At 63.1% G+C, this 14,982-nt stretch carries 16 protein-coding genes; all 16 read left to right on the top strand.

The genetic code is table 11. The features are described from left to right. The first annotated feature begins 11 nt into the window (after positions 1–11). From PQ467_RS20295 to PQ467_RS20220, 16 genes are read left to right on the top strand one after another with little or no spacing between them, the layout of a single operon-like run. Entirely contained in the window at positions 12–815 is an 804-nt protein-coding gene (locus tag PQ467_RS20295) for a CoA-transferase subunit beta (RefSeq protein ID WP_274176294.1), read from the top strand. After that, the gene (locus PQ467_RS20290; RefSeq protein ID WP_274176293.1) at positions 812–1,723 is read left to right on the top strand and encodes an enoyl-CoA hydratase; all 912 of its coding nucleotides are present in this window, start codon (positions 812–814) and stop codon (positions 1,721–1,723) included. Before PQ467_RS20295 ends, PQ467_RS20290 begins: the two co-directional genes overlap by 4 nt. Further along, positions 1,723–2,796, top strand: a complete 1,074-nt coding sequence (locus tag PQ467_RS20285; RefSeq protein WP_274176292.1) for an NAD(P)H-dependent flavin oxidoreductase — start codon at positions 1,723–1,725, stop codon at positions 2,794–2,796. The genes PQ467_RS20290 and PQ467_RS20285 overlap by 1 nt, the downstream gene beginning before the upstream one ends. A gap of 13 nt (positions 2,797–2,809) precedes the next feature. Then, positions 2,810–3,559: an enoyl-CoA hydratase family protein gene (locus tag PQ467_RS20280; RefSeq protein ID WP_274176291.1), complete on the top strand. Its 750-nt coding sequence runs from the start codon at positions 2,810–2,812 to the stop codon at positions 3,557–3,559. Then, complete coding sequence (locus PQ467_RS20275; protein WP_274176290.1) at positions 3,559–4,704, top strand: acyl-CoA dehydrogenase; 1,146 nt, start codon at positions 3,559–3,561, stop codon at positions 4,702–4,704. Before PQ467_RS20280 ends, PQ467_RS20275 begins: the two co-directional genes overlap by 1 nt. A 14-nt stretch (positions 4,705–4,718) precedes the next feature. Then, on the top strand, positions 4,719–5,750 hold the full coding sequence (locus tag PQ467_RS20270; protein WP_274176289.1) for an acyl-CoA dehydrogenase family protein: 1,032 nt from the start codon (positions 4,719–4,721) through the stop codon (positions 5,748–5,750). Further along, on the top strand, positions 5,743–6,894 hold the full coding sequence (locus PQ467_RS20265) for an acetyl-CoA C-acetyltransferase (protein WP_274176288.1): 1,152 nt from the start codon (positions 5,743–5,745) through the stop codon (positions 6,892–6,894). Before PQ467_RS20270 ends, PQ467_RS20265 begins: the two co-directional genes overlap by 8 nt. Position 6,895: 1 nt before the next feature. Continuing rightward, entirely contained in the window at positions 6,896–7,366 is a 471-nt protein-coding gene (locus PQ467_RS20260) for a nuclear transport factor 2 family protein (protein WP_274176287.1), read from the top strand. A gap of 1 nt (position 7,367) precedes the next feature. Beyond that, the gene (locus tag PQ467_RS20255) at positions 7,368–8,270 is read left to right on the top strand and encodes an SDR family oxidoreductase (RefSeq protein WP_274176286.1); all 903 of its coding nucleotides are present in this window, start codon (positions 7,368–7,370) and stop codon (positions 8,268–8,270) included. A 4-nt stretch (positions 8,271–8,274) separates the two neighbouring features. After that, positions 8,275–9,330: an acyl-CoA dehydrogenase family protein gene (locus PQ467_RS20250; RefSeq protein WP_274176285.1), complete on the top strand. Its 1,056-nt coding sequence runs from the start codon at positions 8,275–8,277 to the stop codon at positions 9,328–9,330. Further along, a complete protein-coding gene (locus PQ467_RS20245; RefSeq protein ID WP_274176284.1) occupies positions 9,327–10,505 on the top strand; it encodes an acyl-CoA dehydrogenase family protein in 1,179 nt (392 codons plus the stop codon). Before PQ467_RS20250 ends, PQ467_RS20245 begins: the two co-directional genes overlap by 4 nt. A gap of 25 nt (positions 10,506–10,530) precedes the next feature. Beyond that, complete coding sequence (locus PQ467_RS20240) at positions 10,531–11,316, top strand: SDR family oxidoreductase (protein WP_274176283.1); 786 nt, start codon at positions 10,531–10,533, stop codon at positions 11,314–11,316. A gap of 2 nt (positions 11,317–11,318) precedes the next feature. Then, positions 11,319–11,777, top strand: a complete 459-nt coding sequence (locus tag PQ467_RS20235) for a MaoC family dehydratase (protein ID WP_274176282.1) — start codon at positions 11,319–11,321, stop codon at positions 11,775–11,777. A gap of 41 nt (positions 11,778–11,818) precedes the next feature. Further along, the gene (locus PQ467_RS20230; RefSeq protein ID WP_274176281.1) at positions 11,819–12,175 is read left to right on the top strand and encodes a steroid Delta-isomerase; all 357 of its coding nucleotides are present in this window, start codon (positions 11,819–11,821) and stop codon (positions 12,173–12,175) included. Positions 12,176–12,187: 12 nt separating this feature from the next. After that, the gene (locus PQ467_RS20225; protein ID WP_274176280.1) at positions 12,188–13,390 is read left to right on the top strand and encodes an acetyl-CoA C-acyltransferase; all 1,203 of its coding nucleotides are present in this window, start codon (positions 12,188–12,190) and stop codon (positions 13,388–13,390) included. Positions 13,391–13,403: 13 nt separating this feature from the next. After that, entirely contained in the window at positions 13,404–14,951 is a 1,548-nt protein-coding gene (locus PQ467_RS20220; RefSeq protein WP_274176279.1) for a FadD3 family acyl-CoA ligase, read from the top strand. The last annotated feature ends 31 nt before the right edge of the window (positions 14,952–14,982 follow it).

Genomic DNA, 14,982 nt, shown 5'->3' with positions numbered 1-14,982 from the left:
GAGAGCGGAAAATGACTGAAGCAAGCTCCTATTCGCTCGCCGAACTCGTAATCGTGGCCTGTGCGCAGGCATGGAAAGATGATGGCGAGATCATGGCCACCGGCATCGGCCCGCTGCCCCGCCTTGGCACGGCGCTGGCCAAGAAGCTGTACAATCCCGCGTTGCAGACCACCGATGGCGAAGTGTTCTATGGCGACGAGCCCGTGGCGCCGGGCAAGCGCTCCGGCCCGGTGGTGTATGAAGGCGTAGCCAATTATGACCGTGTGTTCTCGGCCCTGTGGGGCGGGCGCCGCCATGCCATGGTCGGCCCGGTGCAGTTTGACCGCTATGGCCAAGCGAACATCAGCATTATCGGTGACCACACCAGACCCAAGTCGGCGATGCTGGGCGCGCGCGGCTTTCCGGGCAATTCGATCTGCCACCCCAACAGCTTCTTCTTCCCCAACCACAACAAGCGCGCGCTGGTGGAAGGCGAGGTCGATTTTGTCTGCATGGCCGGCTATAACCCGGCGCGCTACCTGAATGGCAAGCCGCCTCGTGGGCTGGACCTGCGGATCATCGTAACAAACCTGTGTGTCATGGATTTCGGCGGGCCGGATCACCAGATCCGCGTGGTCTCGCTGCATCCGGGCGTGACGTTTGAGGAAGTGCAGGACAACACCGGCTTCCCGCTGGCCAAAATCGCCGACGAGATCCCGACGACGCCCGCGCCCACACCCGATCAACTGACGCTGATCGCCCGGCTTGACCCCAACAACGTGCGCGCGACCGTCTTCAAGGACAATCCGGCGGGCGACAGGAGGGCTGCGGCATGAGCGAGCTGGACCGGCTGGTAGAGCCGAAAGTGGCCGAGATCGTCTATGAGACGGACGAGCCGGTCCGCTATGAGGTCAGGGGCCCTGTGGCCCATATCATCATGAACCGCCCCAAGTTCAACAATGCGCAAAACAGCCAGATGACCTATGCGCTGGATGCAGCCTTTCGGCGCGCGGTGGATGATGACAGTGTGCGCGCCATCGTCCTGCGCGGCGAGGGCAAGCATTTCAGCGCAGGCCATGACATCGGCACACCGGGGCGCGACGTGACGGCCAGTTGGGACCGCCAGATGCTGGTGCCCGACCATACCAACAAGCCTGCGGCCGAGTTCCTCTATACCCGCGAGCATGAGGTCTATGTCGGCATGTGCCGCCGCTGGCGCGATGTGCCAAAGCCGACGATTGCCGCGGTTCAGGGCGCCTGCATTGCGGGCGGGCTGATGCTGGCCTGGGTGTGCGATCTGATCGTGGCCACTGATGATGCCTTCTTTCAGGATCCGGTGAACCGCATGGGCATTCCGGGCGTGGAATATTTTGCCCATGGTTTTGAATTGCCGCCGCGCATCGCCAAGGAATTCATCCTGCTGGGCGAGCGTCTGAGCGCCGAGCGGGCCTATAATTTCGGCATGGTCAACCGCTTGTCCACCCGCGAAACGCTGATTGATGAAGTGCAGTTGATCGGCGAGGAATTGGCCAGTCGTCCGCGTCTGGGCAATTGGCTGACCAAGCAGGCGCTCAACCATGTGGAAGATCTGCGCGGCAAACGTACCGCCACCGACGCGCATTTCCACATGCACCACTTTGCCCATGCGCAAAGCGATCTGGTGTCCAAAAACTCGCTGGGCGGGATGGATGCCAAGTCAATGGCGGCGGCCAACAAGGCCGCAGCGGAAAAGAAGGGCGAGTGATGGGCGATCCGCTGCATACCGTCCTTTGCGAGCGGCTGGGCTGCACCGCACCGATTATCCAGACCGCGATGGGCTGGGTAGCCGAACCCAGCCTTGTGATCGGCAGTTCGAACGCGGGCGCTTTCGGCTTTTTGGGCGCAGCGGTGATGACGCCGGAGGAAACGCGCGAAAAGATCCTTGCCGTGCGGCGGGGAACGGACAAGCCCTTTGGCGTCAACTTTCACAGCTTTCAGCCGGGCGCCGACAGGATCGTCGAACTGATTCTGGAAAACCGCGAGCAGGTACGGGCGGTCAGCTTTGGGCGCGGCCCCAATGCCAAGATGATCGGGCGGTTCAAGGATGCGGGCATCCTTTGCATCCCCACAGTCGGCGCGGTCAAACATGCGCAAAAGATGGTCGAACTGGGCGTGGACATGGTCAATGTTCAGGGCGGCGAGGGCGGCGGGCATACCGGCTCGGTCCCGACCACGGTGCTGCTGCCCCAAGTGCTTGATGCGGTGAAGGTGCCGGTGATTGCCAGCGGCGGTTTTGCCGATGGGCGCGGTCTTGTCGCGGCTTTGGCCTTTGGCGCGGTGGGCATTGCCATGGGCACACGCTTCCTGCTGACCAAGGAAAGCCCGGTGCCCGATAGCACCAAGGCGGCCTATCTCAAGGCCACCACGGATGGCATTCTGGTAACGACCAAGCTGGATGGCATTCCCCAGCGCATGGTGCGCACCAGACTGATGGACCGGATTGAGAAATCCGGCACTTTGGGCATGTGGTTGCGTGCCATTGAAGCCAGCGCGGCGATGAAGAAACTGTCGGGCGCCTCGTGGCTGGACCTGATCAAATCGGCCAAGGGCATGACCGGCCACGGTCAGGTGCCGCTCAAACAGGCGATGATGGCTGCCACCATGCCCACGCTGATCCAGAAGGCCGTTGTGGACGGCGACATTGAACACGGCGTGATGGCCACCGGCGTTGTCGGCGGGCGGATCACGGAAATCCCCAGCTGCGCCGAACTGGTCGAGCGGATCTGCGCCGAAGCGCGCGACCGCCTCGCCGCGCTGGCCGCGCTGGGACAGGATTGAGGAGAAGGCTGCCATGCCGATTACACTGAGCGTCAAGGATCACATTGCAGAGATCCTTTTCAATCACCCGCCAGTCAATGCCTTTGACACCAAAGGCTGGGAGTCGATCCCCGCGCTGATCCATCAGGCCTCGGACAATGGGGATGTGCGGGTGGTGCTGATCCGCGCTGTCGGGCGCGGCTTTTGCGGCGGGGTGGATATCAAGGAGATGCAGGCGCATCCCGAACGCATCGCCAAGCTGAACCGCGACAATTACCTCACCTTCAAGGCTATCCGTGATTGCGCAGTGCCGGTGGTGGGCGCGCTGCATGGCTTCGTGATCGGCGGCGGCGTCAATATCGCGGGCGCCTGCGACAGCCTGATCGCGGCGGAAGGCGCCTTTTTCTCGCTGCCGGAGATCGATCGCGGGGCAATGGGCGGGGCGGCCTTCATGAGCCGGATGTTGCCGGTGCAGAAGGTGCGCACCAATTTCTTCACCGGCGGGCGTATCCCGGTCGAGGACCTCTATCGCCATGGCTCGATCGAGAAGATCGTGCCGCTCGAACACCTCGAAGAGGAAGCGCGCGCGCTGTGTGGTGTCATCGCCGGCAAAAGCCGCGCGGCGCTGGTGATCGCCAAGCAGGCGCTCAACCTGATCGAGCCTTACAACCCCAGCGACGGCTACCGCATCGAGCAGGGCTTCACGCTGGAAATGTATGCCCATGAAGACAGCCAGAAGGCACGCGATGCCTTCGTGGAGAGCAAGGGGGCGGCGAAGTTCTGATGCAACTGGACTATACCGCAGAGCAAAAGGCGTTTCGCGCGCAGGTGCGCGAATGGCTTGAGGCCCATGTGCCATCGGCACCGCTGGAGCATTTCGACGCCACGCGTGAGGGTTTTGAAACCCACCGCGAGTGGGAAAAGGTGCTGAAATCCGGCGATTGGGGCATGGTAACCTGGCCCAGAGAATATGGCGGTCGCGGGCTGGATCTCATCCAATGGCTGATCTTTGAGGAGGAATATTACCGTGCCGGGGCGCCGGGGCGTGTCAACCAGAACGGTATCTTCCTGCTTGGTCCGACGCTGATCGAATTCGGCACGCATGAGCAGAAACAGCGCTTTCTGCCTCCCATGGCGGCGGGCGAGGAAATCTGGGCGCAGGCATGGTCTGAACCGCAGGCAGGGTCCGACCTTGCGGGCGTGCGTGCGACCTGTGTGCTTGATGGCGATGACTACATTCTCAACGGTCACAAGATCTGGTCGAGCCGCGCGGTCTTTGCGGATTGGGCCTTTGGCCTGTTCCGCACGCCCGGCACCGACCGCCATAAGGGGCTGAGCCTGATCTTCTTTCCGCTGAACGCACCGGGCGTGACGGTCAATGCGATCAAGAAGATCAACGGCCACGTCGGCTTTGCCGAAATCTTTCTTGAAGATGTGCGAGTGCCCGCCTTCAACCGGCTGGGCGATGAAGGGCAGGGCTGGCATATCTGCATGGCCACCGCCGGTTTCGAGCGCGGCCTGATGCTGCGCAGCCCCGCACGTTATCAGGTGGCCGCCGCCGCCCTGGCGCAACTGTGGGCGCAGCGCAAAGATGGCGCGGACCCCACGCTGGAAGCCGATGTGGTGCGCGCCTGGATGAACGCCGAGGCCTATGCGCTTAATATCTATGCCACCGCCAGCGCGCTGATCGGCGGGGCCAAAATCGGGCCGGAAGCCAGCACCAACAAGATATTCTGGTCAGAGATGGACATTCATCTGCACCGCACCGCCATGGCTATACTGGGCGCCGAGGCCGAAGTGCTGCCCGAACCGGGCGAGCATGCGTGGCTGGATGATTACATTTTTGCCCTGGCTGGCCCGATCTACGCCGGATCGAACGAAATCCAGCGCAACATCATCGCCGAGCGCATGCTCGGCCTGCCGCGCTGACAGGAGGGACGCTCATGGATTTCACCCTCTCTGACGAACAGAAGATGTTCGCCGAAACCGCGCAGACCCTGTTTGCCGATACATGCACGCCGGACCATTGGCGCAAGCTGATGGAAGCCGGCGAGGTGCGCCACGAAGACCGTTGGGCCGCGATTGTCGAGAATGGATTTACGCTGGTGCTGCTGCCCGAAGAGGTGGGCGGGCTGGGTCTGTCCGAACTTGATTTTGCGCTGATCGCGGAACAGGCGGGTTATGTCGCCCTGCCCGAACCGCTGGTGGAAAGCGCGGGCGTGGCTGCGCCCTTGCTGGCCGCGTTGGCGCCTGATGCCGAAGTGTTGGCCGATCCAGCCGCGGTGATCGCCATCCAGCATCCCATCAACCCCTATGTTGCCCATGCCGACGGCGCTGTGGCTCTGATCCTGCATCATCAGGATGAGGCCTATCTCGCCACGCCCGATCAGGTGAAATTGACTACCGCGGAAAGCATTGACCCGATGCGGCGGCTGTTCTCCGTGGCCTGGGATCCGGCCAAGGCGCAAAAGCTGGGCGCGGCGGATTGGGATCTGGCGCTGGATCGCGCCGCTGTGTTCAATGCGGCGATGGGGCTGGGGCTGGCGCAGCGCGCTGTCGACATGGCGGTGGCCTATGCCAAGGAGCGCCAGCAATTCGGCAAGCCGATCGGCTCGTATCAGGCGGTGAAGCACCATCTGGCCAGCGCGCAGGTTGCGATCGAATTTGCCCGTCCCGTGGTGCGCGCGGCGGCCACCGATCTGGGCGCGCGCGACATGCAGGCCCGCGCCCGTATCAGCCATGCCAAGATCGTCGCGCTCGAAGCCGCCGATCAGGCGGCCCGCGCCTCGATCCAGGTCCATGGCGCGATGGGCTACAGCTGGGAGGTGGACGTCCATCTCTTCCTCAAGCGCACGCTGGCGCTGACCGGAACATGGGGCACGCCCCATTTCCACCGCAACCGCATTGCCCAACGCATTTTCACCCAGCCCGTCGGCCCGGACCAGACCTTCGCACGTGAGAACCATCATGCCTGAAGCCTATATTATCGACGCTGTCCGTTCGCCCATTGGCCGCAAAAAGGGCAGCCTTGCCCATCTGCATCCGGCCGATCTGGGCGCCCATCCCATCCGCGAACTGGTCAGGCGCACGGGGCTTGATCCCGCGCTGGTCGACGATGTGGTCTGGGGCTGCACCGAAACCATCGGTGGGCAGGCGGGCGATATCGGCCGCACGGCATGGCTGGTGGCCGGTATGCCCGAAGAAGTGCCCGGGGTGACGGTGGACCGCCAATGCGGATCGAGCCAGCAGGCCGTGCATTTCGCCGCTCAGGGCGTGATGAGCGGCACACAGGACCTTGTGGTCGCGGGCGGCAGCCAGGCGATGAACCGCATTCCGATCATGGCCGCCATGATGGCTGGCAAGGAATTCGGCTTTGACGGGCCTTTCATCGGCTCGCCCGGCTGGTTCGCGCGCTATGGCGACGAGGAGGTCAACCAGATCCGCTCGGCCGAGATGATCGCCGCCAAGTGGGGCATCAGCCGCGAGGAGATGGAAATTTTCGCGCATGCCTCGCATGAACGGGCCCATGCCGCAACGCAGAACGGCTGGTTCAAGTCCGAGATCGCCCCGCTGGAGGGTCTGGAGCAGGATGAGACGATCCGCCCCGCCACCACGCTTGAAGGTCTGGCCGCGTTGAAGCCGGTGAATGAGGGCGGGATCATCACCGCCGGGATTGCCAGCCAGAATTGCGATGCTGCCGCTGCTCTCCTGATCGCCGGTGAGCGTGCGGTGAAAGAGCATAATCTCAAGCCGCGCGCGCGCATTCATCACCTTTCGGTGCGCGCCGCCAATCCGGTCTGGATGCTGACCGGACCGATCCCGGCCACGCAATATGCGCTGAAAAAGGCGGGCATGAGCATCAAAGACATCGATCTTTTCGAATGCAACGAGGCTTTCGCCAGCGTCACCATGGCATGGATGAAGGAACTCGACATCCCGCATGAGAAGGTGAATGTGCAGGGCGGCGCGATCGCGCTGGGCCATCCGATCGGCGCGACCGGCGCGCGGTTGATGACCACTCTGCTGAATACGCTGGAACGCACCGGCAAGCGTTATGGTTTGCAGACCATGTGCGAAGGCGGCGGTCAGGCCAACGTGACCATTATTGAGCGCCTCTAGGATGGCCCGGCTTCGGAACGAACTGCCGGTGGCGGTGCAGATCACCAATTTGCTGCACCTTTATGCCGATTACATTGATTCTGCCGATTTCGAAGGCGGGGCCGATCTGTTTGCCCATGGCGCTCTTCTGTCAGGGGGGCAGCGGTTTGAAGGGCGCGAAGCCATTGTCGCCCTGTGGCGCAGTTTTGTCCGCCTCTACGATGACGGCACGCCCAACACCCGGCACATCATCACCAACCCCATCATCGGCCTTTCGCCTGATGGGGAGGAAGCCACCTGCCGCTCGCAATGGACAGTGTTGCAGGCCGCCCCCGGTTTCCCGCTGCAGGTGATCGGATCGGGCCGCTATCACGACAGGTTTCGTCAGATAAACGGGGCCTGGCATTTTACGCTGCGTGAATACGCCCAAATTGATCTTGCGGGCGATTTTTCGGCGCATCTCCTTCAATCCTATCGCCAAGAGGACGCCTGACATGGGTATCTGCGACAATCGCACTGTCATCATCACCGGCGCCGCACGCGGCCTTGGCCGCGCCTATGCGCTGGCCTTTGCGGCCGAGGGCGCCAATGTCGTCGTCAACGATATCGGCACATCGCTGGGCGGCGAGGGGCGCGACACCAGCGCCGCCGATGGCGTTGTGGCCGAAATCATCGCGGGCGGCGGCAAGGCCATCGCCAATTACGAGGACATCACCGACTGGGATGCTGCCGGACGCATCGTGGATGCCGCCATTGCGGCCTTTGGCGATCTGCATGTGGTGGTCAATAACGCGGGCATCGTGCGCGACCGTATGTTTGTTTCGGCCACGCTGGAGGAATGGGACGCCACGATGCATGTCCATCTGCGCGGCCATTTCTGCGTCAGCCGCCATGCGGTGGATTACTGGCGCGCTTTGCAGAAGGCAGGCGCGAAGGTGGATGCGCGGATCATCAACACGTCTTCGGGTGCCGGACTCCAGGGTTCGATTGCCCAGTCGGCCTATTCCACCGCCAAGGGCGGCATTGCCGCGCTGACGCTGGTGCAGGCGGCCGAACTGGGCCGTTATGGCATCACCGCCAACGCGCTGGCTCCTTCGGCGCGCACCCGCATGACCGAGGGTGCCTTTGCCGAAAAGATGGCCACGCAGGAGGCCGCCTTCGATGTAATGGATCCGGCCAATGTCGCGCCTGCGGTGGTGTGGCTCGGTTCGCCCCAATCGGCGCATGTCACCGGCTGCGTGTTCGAACTCGAAGGCGGCAAGATCATGCTGGAGGATGGCTGGCGCGAAGGTCCGCTGGCCGACAAGGGCGCCCGGTGGGAGCCTGCCGAAGTGGGCGCGGCGGTGGACAAGCTGCTCGCCGACCGCGTGCCGCCGCGCAAGGTATGGGGTTCGTAAGACCATGGAATTTGTCTTCACCGAAGAGCAGACGATGATCGCGGAGACCGTGCGCGGTTTCTTCGTCGAGAATGCCAGCAGTGAACGCACCCGCAAGGCTATGGAGGGCGAGGGGATCGACCGCGCGCTGTGGTCGGCCTTCTGCACCGAGCTTTGCCTTTCAGGCATTGGCGTGCCGGAGGAAATGGGCGGTGCTGGCCTTGGTCTGCTTGAGCTGGCGATCGTGGCGGAAAGCGCGGGCGCGCAGGTGGCGGCGATCCCGCTGCTGGGCCACGCGATGGTGGCGCGCGCGCTGGTGGCGGGCGGTTCGGCGCAGCAGCAGGCGCATTATCTGCCTCGTCTGATCGCCGGCGAGATGATCGCCGCCTATGCCGCTGCCCCTGCTGTTGAGGACAAGGATGGCGCCATCAATGCTGTGGCGCAATTCGTGGCGCATGGCGCGGCGGCCGACCTGTTTCTGGTTGCAAGCGGCGACAGGGCTTGGATGGTGGAGCGCGGGGCCGAAGGTGTGATGGTCGAGGGCCATGTCACGATGGATCAGACGCGGCCGCTGGCGACGCTGACGCTTTCCGGGGCTACCGGCGAACTGCTGGCCGATGGCGCCGCCGGTGTGGCGGCGGCAGAGCAGGCCGGTTGGCTGGTGCTTTCCGCCGAGGCATTGGGCGCGGCGCAGCAGGCGCTCGATACCACCGTGGCCTACGCCAAGGAACGTGTGCAGTTTGGCCGTGCGATCGGGTCGTTTCAGGCCTACAAGCACCGTCTGGCCGACATCATGGTGGCCATCGAGCAGGCGCGCTCGGCGGTCTATTGGGCGGGCTGCGCGGTGGATGAAGGGTCGGACGAGGCGACCCTCGCGCTTCATGCGGCCAAGGCTTTCTGCGGCGACACCGCCTTTATGGCCGCGGGGAACATGGTCCAGCTGCACGGCGGCATCGGCTTTACGTGGGAGCATGACGCCCACCTCTATTTCAAGCGCGCCCGCTCCATCCTCTCGATGCTGGGCAGCAGCGATTGGCACCGTCAGCAGATTGCCGGTGCGATTCTGGGAGACGCGGCATGAAGCTGGGATTTTCGCCCGAAGACGAAACTTTCCGCGCCGAATGCGCCACTTGGTTGCAGGCGCAGATGGCAGGGCCTTTTGCTGACATCAAGGGCATCCCCAACTTGGTGACCAAGGTGGAGCGCCGCAAGGAGTGGGAGCAGCAACTCGCCGCGCACAAGTGGTCCTGCATAGGCTGGCCTGAGGAATGGGGCGGTCGCAATGCCACGCTGGCCCAGCAGGTGATCTTTGCCGAGGAATATGCCCGCGCCGGGGCGCCGGGCCGCATCAACCACATCGGCGTGGAACTGGCCGGGCCTACCATTCTGGCCTTTGGCACCGAAGAGCAAAAGGCCAGATTCCTGCCCGGCATCGCTGCCGGCACACAGATCTGGTGCCAGGGCTACAGCGAGCCCAACGCGGGCTCCGATCTTGCCAATGTGCGCACCAAGGCCCGGCTGGAGGGTAATGAGTGGGTGGTCAATGGCCAGAAGGTCTGGACCAGCCTTGCCCATTTCTCCGACTGGATCTTTGTGGTGGCGCGCAGCGTGGAAGGCTCGAAGGGACCCAAGGGTCTCACCTTCCTGATGATGGAGCTGAACCAGCCCGGCATCGAGGTGCGCCCGATCCGCCAGATCAACGGTGACGCGGAATTCAACGAAACCTTCTTCACCGATGCTCGCTGCCCTGCCGACAGTCTGATTGGGGAACCCGGCGATGGATGGCGCGTGGCGATGGGCTTGCTGGCCTTTGAACGCGGCGTTTCGACGCTGGCCCAGCAGATGGGTTTTCGCAACGAGCTGGACGGGATTATCGCGGCGGCCAAAGCCAATGGAATGGCGAAAAACGCCGTGATCCGCCAGCGCATCGCCAAGGCGGAAATCGGGCTACGGCTGATGCGCTATGGCGCGCTGCGGATGCTGTCGAACACCGATCTGACGGCGATTGATGGCGCGGCTCTGACCTACAAGATCCAGTGGGCCACATGGCGCCGCGATCTGGGCGAACTGGCGATGGATGTGCTGGGGCAGGCGGGCGAGATTGCCGATGGTGAGCATTACGAATGGTCGATGCTGCCCAATCTGTTCCTCTTCAGCCGATCCGACACGATTTACGGCGGCACCAACCAGATCCAGCGCAATTTGATCGCGGAGCGCGGCCTTGGCCTGCCCCGCGAGCCGCGAGGCGATCTTTGAACCCGTTTTTACCAAGAGGTGATCTGTGAGCGTTCCTGTCCCAGCCTATCCCACCCCGCTCGGCCTGCTAAAGGGCAAGACGGTTGTCATCACCGCAGCAGCAGGCACCGGCATCGGCTTTGCGGTGGCCAAGCGGGCCGCCGAAGAAGGCGCCAGGCTGCTGATCAGCGATTTCCACGAGCGGCGCCTTGGCGAGGCCGCCGATCGCATCGCCGCCGAAGTGGGCTGTGAGCGTCCCGCCACCTATGTCTGCGATGTGACGAATGAAGACAATGTGCAGGGCCTGCGCGATGCCGCCGTTGCGGCGCTGGGCGGTGTGGATGTGCTGATCAACAATGCCGGTCTTGGCGGCGAGGTTGATGTGGTGGACATGACTGACGACCAGTGGAGCCGCGTGCTGGATGTCACACTGACCAGCCTGTTCCGCATGACCCGCGCGTTCCTGCCGGTGATGTATGCGGCCAAGTCTGGCGTGATGGTCAACAACGCTTCGGTGCTGGGCTGGCGCGCGCAAAAGGGGCAGGCGCATTATGCCGCAGCCAAGGCGGGCGTGATGGCCTTCACGCGTTGCGCGGCGGTTGAAGCCGCCGACCACGGCGTGCGCATCAATGCCGTCGCGCCCAGCCTTGCCATGCACCCCTTCCTGGCCAAGGTGACGACCGAGGAAAAGCTGGCCGAACTGGTCAAGGCCGAAGCCTATGGCCGCCCCGCCGAAGTGTGGGAAGTGGCCAATGTCATGCTCTTTCTTGCCTGCGATCTTTCCAGCTATATGACCGGCGAGATCGTGCCGGTTTCCAGCCAGCGGGCTTGATCATGGCCCGGATCTTCGAAAGCCCCGCCGCCCTCGTCGGCAGCGAAGGCACACAGCTTGGCCCCACCGGCTGGTTGCTGATTGATCAGGACCGTGTCAACGGTTTCGCCGAGGTTACTGGCGATCATCAGTGGATCCATGTCGATGTGGAGCGAGCCCAAAGCGGCCCTTTCGGCGGCACGATTGCGCATGGCTATCTCACGATGAGCCTCGTCAACTATTTCCTCCCCGACCTGATCGAGGTGCGCAAATTCTCGGCGGGTGTGAATGTGGGGACGGACAAGGTCCGATTTCTGGCCCCGGTGTTGGTCGGCAAGCGCATTCGCGCCGTGGGTGAGATCGTCAAGGTGGAAGAGATCAAGGGCGCGGTGCAATCCACCGTGCGCGTGACCATCGAGATCGAGGACAATGACAAGCCCGCCTGTGTGATCGACACGATCAGCCGCTATTATCCGGAGTGAGCCAGATGTCTGATCCTGTAAAAATGCCAGATCCTGTCCAAATGGAAGCCGCTGTCCACGAATATGTCGCCGCCTTTGAAGCGGGCAGCGCGGAAAGGGTCGCAGCGCTTTACGCCGCTGACGCCACGGTGGAAGACCCCGTGGGCGCGCCAAAATATGTGGGGCGCGAGGCTATCCAAGCCTTTTACAGCCAGTCCATGGCCACAGGCGCCAAGCTCAAATTGCTGGGGCCGATCAGGGTCGTGGCCGATTACGCGGTCTTCCCCTTTTCGGTCAATCTGCATTGGGAAGGCGGCGACAGGCGCATCGACGTGATCGACACGTTCCGCTTCAACGATGCGAATGAAATCATTGAAATGCGGGCCTTTTGGGGTCCGACCAATATGCACGGTTTCTGAGAGGATCTATCTATGCGTGATGCAGCCATTATCTCCACCGCGCGCACCGGCGTAGGCAAGGCCTATCGCGGCGCTTTCAACGATACCGAAGCGCCCCGGATGGCCGCCCATGTGGTGGACGCGGCCATTGCGCGCGCCGGGATCGATCCCGCGCGCATCGACGATGTGTATATGGGCTGCGCCAATCAATGGAACACGCAGAGCTACAACATTGGCCGTCTTGCCGTGCATGGTTCGGTTTTGCCCGATACAACGGCTGGTTTTGCGATGGATCGCAAATGCTCATCGGGCCTTAATGCGCTGGCCTTTGCGGCGCGCGGCATCATCGCCAATGAAATTGACTGTGCGCTTTCGGGCGGCACGGAAAATGTCTCGCTGACGATCGACAAGCATTATCCCAATTTCCGCAACCGTTCGGAATGGGTGAAAGAGCACGATCCCTATGCCTATATGGCGATGATCGAGACGGCCGAAATCGTGGCCGACCGCTATGGCGTAAGCCGGGAGGCGCAGGACCGTTTTGCCGCGCAAAGCCAGCAGCGCGCCGCCGCCGCGCAGGCCGCCGGGGCCTTCAACGATGAAATCGTGCCGATCACCGTCACCAAGGCGTTGTTCGACAAGGAAGGCAACGAGACGGGCAAGGAACAGGTCACACTCGACAAGGATGAGGGCATCCGTGCGGGCACAACCTATGAAAAGCTCTCCGAACTCAAGCCTGTGCATAAGAACGGACAGGTGGTGAAGGAAGGAAGGCACATCACAGCGGGCAACGCCTCGCAGCTTTCCGATGGCGCCAGCGCGCAGGTGGTGATGGATCTGGCCACCGCGCAAAAGGAAGGGCTGCCAATCCTGGGCGTCTATCGCGGTTTTCAGGTGGCCGGTTGCGGTGCGGATGAAATGGGTATCGGCCCTGTTTTCGCGATCCCCAAGCTGCTTGATCGCGCCGGGCTGAAGATCGACGACATCGGCCTTTGGGAAATCAACGAGGCTTTTGCCAGCCAGGCCATCTATTGCCAGCAGAAGCTGGGGATCGACCCGGAAAAGCTCAACGTCAACGGCGGCGGCATTGCTATTGGCCATCCCTTTGCAATGACGGGTTCGCGGCTGGTGGGTCACGCCCTGATCGAGGGCAAGCGTCGCGGGGTCAAATATGTGGTGATCTCGATGTGCGTTGCGGGCGGCATGGGCGCCGCCGGATTGTTCGAAGTCGCTTGAGGACATTACCCCGATGACTGACCAGATGGGTGTCTGGCCGCAGACGATCCCGCACGCGGCCAAGGCCGCTGCCGAGCAATGGGGCGACCGGACGGGCCTGATCGGCCCGTCCCAAAGCTGGACCTTTGCGCAGCTTTGGGACGATGCCCGGGCGACTGCCTCGGCATTTTGGGCCTCGGGCCTGCGCCGGGGCGACCGTGTGGGCATTTGGGCGCCCAACAGCCGCGAATGGATCCTTGCGGCGCTGGGCGCCCAGACCCTTGGCGCCACGGTGATTCCGCTCAACACCCGCTTCAAGGGCGCGGAGGCGGCGGACATTCTGCGCCGCGCGCGCGCCAAATTCGTCATGGCGGCGGGCGATTTCCTCAAGCTCGACTACGGCGCCATGCTGGCGGGCGAGGATCTGCCCGATCTGGCCGAGGTAATCCGCATCGACCGGGATTGGGAGGATTTTGTCGCGCGGGGCAAGGGGGCGGATGATCCGGCCGTGGAGGAGGCTTTTGCGCAACTGACGGGCGATGACATCTGCGACATCATCTTTACGTCGGGCACCACGGGTCGCCCCAAGGGCGTGCTGACCGCGCACGCCCAGGCGGTGCAGATCTTCGGCGACTGGGCCGTGCGCGTCGATCTGCGGCAAGGCGATCGCTATCTGATCGTCAATCCCTTCTTCCATACCTTTGGCTACAAGGCCGGCTGGGCGGTCTGTCTGACGCGCGGCGCCACCATCGTTCCCATGGCCATGTTCGACGTGGCCGAGACGGTGCGCCAGATTGAGGTCAACAAGATAAGCTTCCTTCCGGGGCCGCCCACGATTTACCAGTCCCTGCTGCAGGAACTGGATGGGGACAAGCCACGCGACTTCTCCTCGCTGCGGGTTGCGGTGACGGGGGCGGCGCCGGTCGCGCCTGCGCTGGTTGAACGGATGCGTACCGAACTTGGTATGCAAAACATCGTCAACGGCTATGGCATGACGGAATGCGGTGCGATTGCCATGACGCGGCAGGGCGATGATGCCCAAACCATCGCCAGCACCTGCGGCTATCCTTTGCCCGGTATCGAAGTGCGCAGCGTTGACGCGCAGGGGCATGACAACCCGCCGGGTGTGGCGGGTGAATTGTGGGTGCGCGGTCATGCGGTGATGCGGGGCTATCTCGACGACCCCGAAGCCACCGCCGAGGCCATCGACGCCGAGGGCTGGCTGCACACGGGCGATGTCGGCACCATTGATAAGCGTGGCTATCTTAACATTACCGACCGACTGAAGGACATGTTTATCACCGGGGGCTTCAACGTCTATCCTGCCGAGGTGGAGAAGCTGTTGGCCAGCCATCCTGCCATTGCCATGGCCGCCGTGATCGGCGTGCCTGACGAGCGGATGGGCGAAGTGGGGCGTGCCTATGTCGTGCTGCGACCGGGCGCCAGCGTTACGGAGGCGGAACTGATGGCCTGGTCACGCGGGGCGATGGCCAATTACAAGGTGCCGCGCGGCTTCGCCTTTCTGGACGCGCTGCCTCGCAATCCAGCGGGCAAGGTGCAAAAAACCGCGCTGCGCGCATGACGACTTCGGGGCGGGAGTTAAGTCTTCCGCC

Origin of the sequence: Novosphingobium sp. KACC 22771, assembly GCF_028736195.1 — a bacterium.
In the GTDB taxonomy this organism is placed as follows: Bacteria; Pseudomonadota; Alphaproteobacteria; order Sphingomonadales; family Sphingomonadaceae; genus Novosphingobium.
The sequence above is the reverse complement of the archived record's forward strand: the minus strand, read 5'-3'. Positions and strand labels throughout refer to the sequence as shown.

What these genes read in the sequence shown, in the direction of transcription:
- PQ467_RS20295 (WP_274176294.1), top strand. Translation starts at nt 12, where the DNA reads ATGACTGAAGCAAGCTCCTATTCGCTCGCCGAACTCGTAATCGTGGCC.
- PQ467_RS20290 (WP_274176293.1), top strand. Translation starts at nt 812, where the DNA reads ATGAGCGAGCTGGACCGGCTGGTAGAGCCGAAAGTGGCCGAGATCGTC.
- PQ467_RS20285 (WP_274176292.1), top strand. Translation starts at nt 1,723, where the DNA reads ATGGGCGATCCGCTGCATACCGTCCTTTGCGAGCGGCTGGGCTGCACC.
- PQ467_RS20280 (WP_274176291.1), top strand. Translation starts at nt 2,810, where the DNA reads ATGCCGATTACACTGAGCGTCAAGGATCACATTGCAGAGATCCTTTTC.
- PQ467_RS20275 (WP_274176290.1), top strand. Translation starts at nt 3,559, where the DNA reads ATGCAACTGGACTATACCGCAGAGCAAAAGGCGTTTCGCGCGCAGGTG.
- PQ467_RS20270 (WP_274176289.1), top strand. Translation starts at nt 4,719, where the DNA reads ATGGATTTCACCCTCTCTGACGAACAGAAGATGTTCGCCGAAACCGCG.
- PQ467_RS20265 (WP_274176288.1), top strand. Translation starts at nt 5,743, where the DNA reads ATGCCTGAAGCCTATATTATCGACGCTGTCCGTTCGCCCATTGGCCGC.
- PQ467_RS20260 (WP_274176287.1), top strand. Translation starts at nt 6,896, where the DNA reads ATGGCCCGGCTTCGGAACGAACTGCCGGTGGCGGTGCAGATCACCAAT.
- PQ467_RS20255 (WP_274176286.1), top strand. Translation starts at nt 7,368, where the DNA reads ATGGGTATCTGCGACAATCGCACTGTCATCATCACCGGCGCCGCACGC.
- PQ467_RS20250 (WP_274176285.1), top strand. Translation starts at nt 8,275, where the DNA reads ATGGAATTTGTCTTCACCGAAGAGCAGACGATGATCGCGGAGACCGTG.
- PQ467_RS20245 (WP_274176284.1), top strand. Translation starts at nt 9,327, where the DNA reads ATGAAGCTGGGATTTTCGCCCGAAGACGAAACTTTCCGCGCCGAATGC.
- PQ467_RS20235 (WP_274176282.1), top strand. Translation starts at nt 11,319, where the DNA reads ATGGCCCGGATCTTCGAAAGCCCCGCCGCCCTCGTCGGCAGCGAAGGC.
- PQ467_RS20230 (WP_274176281.1), top strand. Translation starts at nt 11,819, where the DNA reads ATGGAAGCCGCTGTCCACGAATATGTCGCCGCCTTTGAAGCGGGCAGC.
- PQ467_RS20225 (WP_274176280.1), top strand. Translation starts at nt 12,188, where the DNA reads ATGCGTGATGCAGCCATTATCTCCACCGCGCGCACCGGCGTAGGCAAG.
- PQ467_RS20220 (WP_274176279.1), top strand. Translation starts at nt 13,404, where the DNA reads ATGACTGACCAGATGGGTGTCTGGCCGCAGACGATCCCGCACGCGGCC.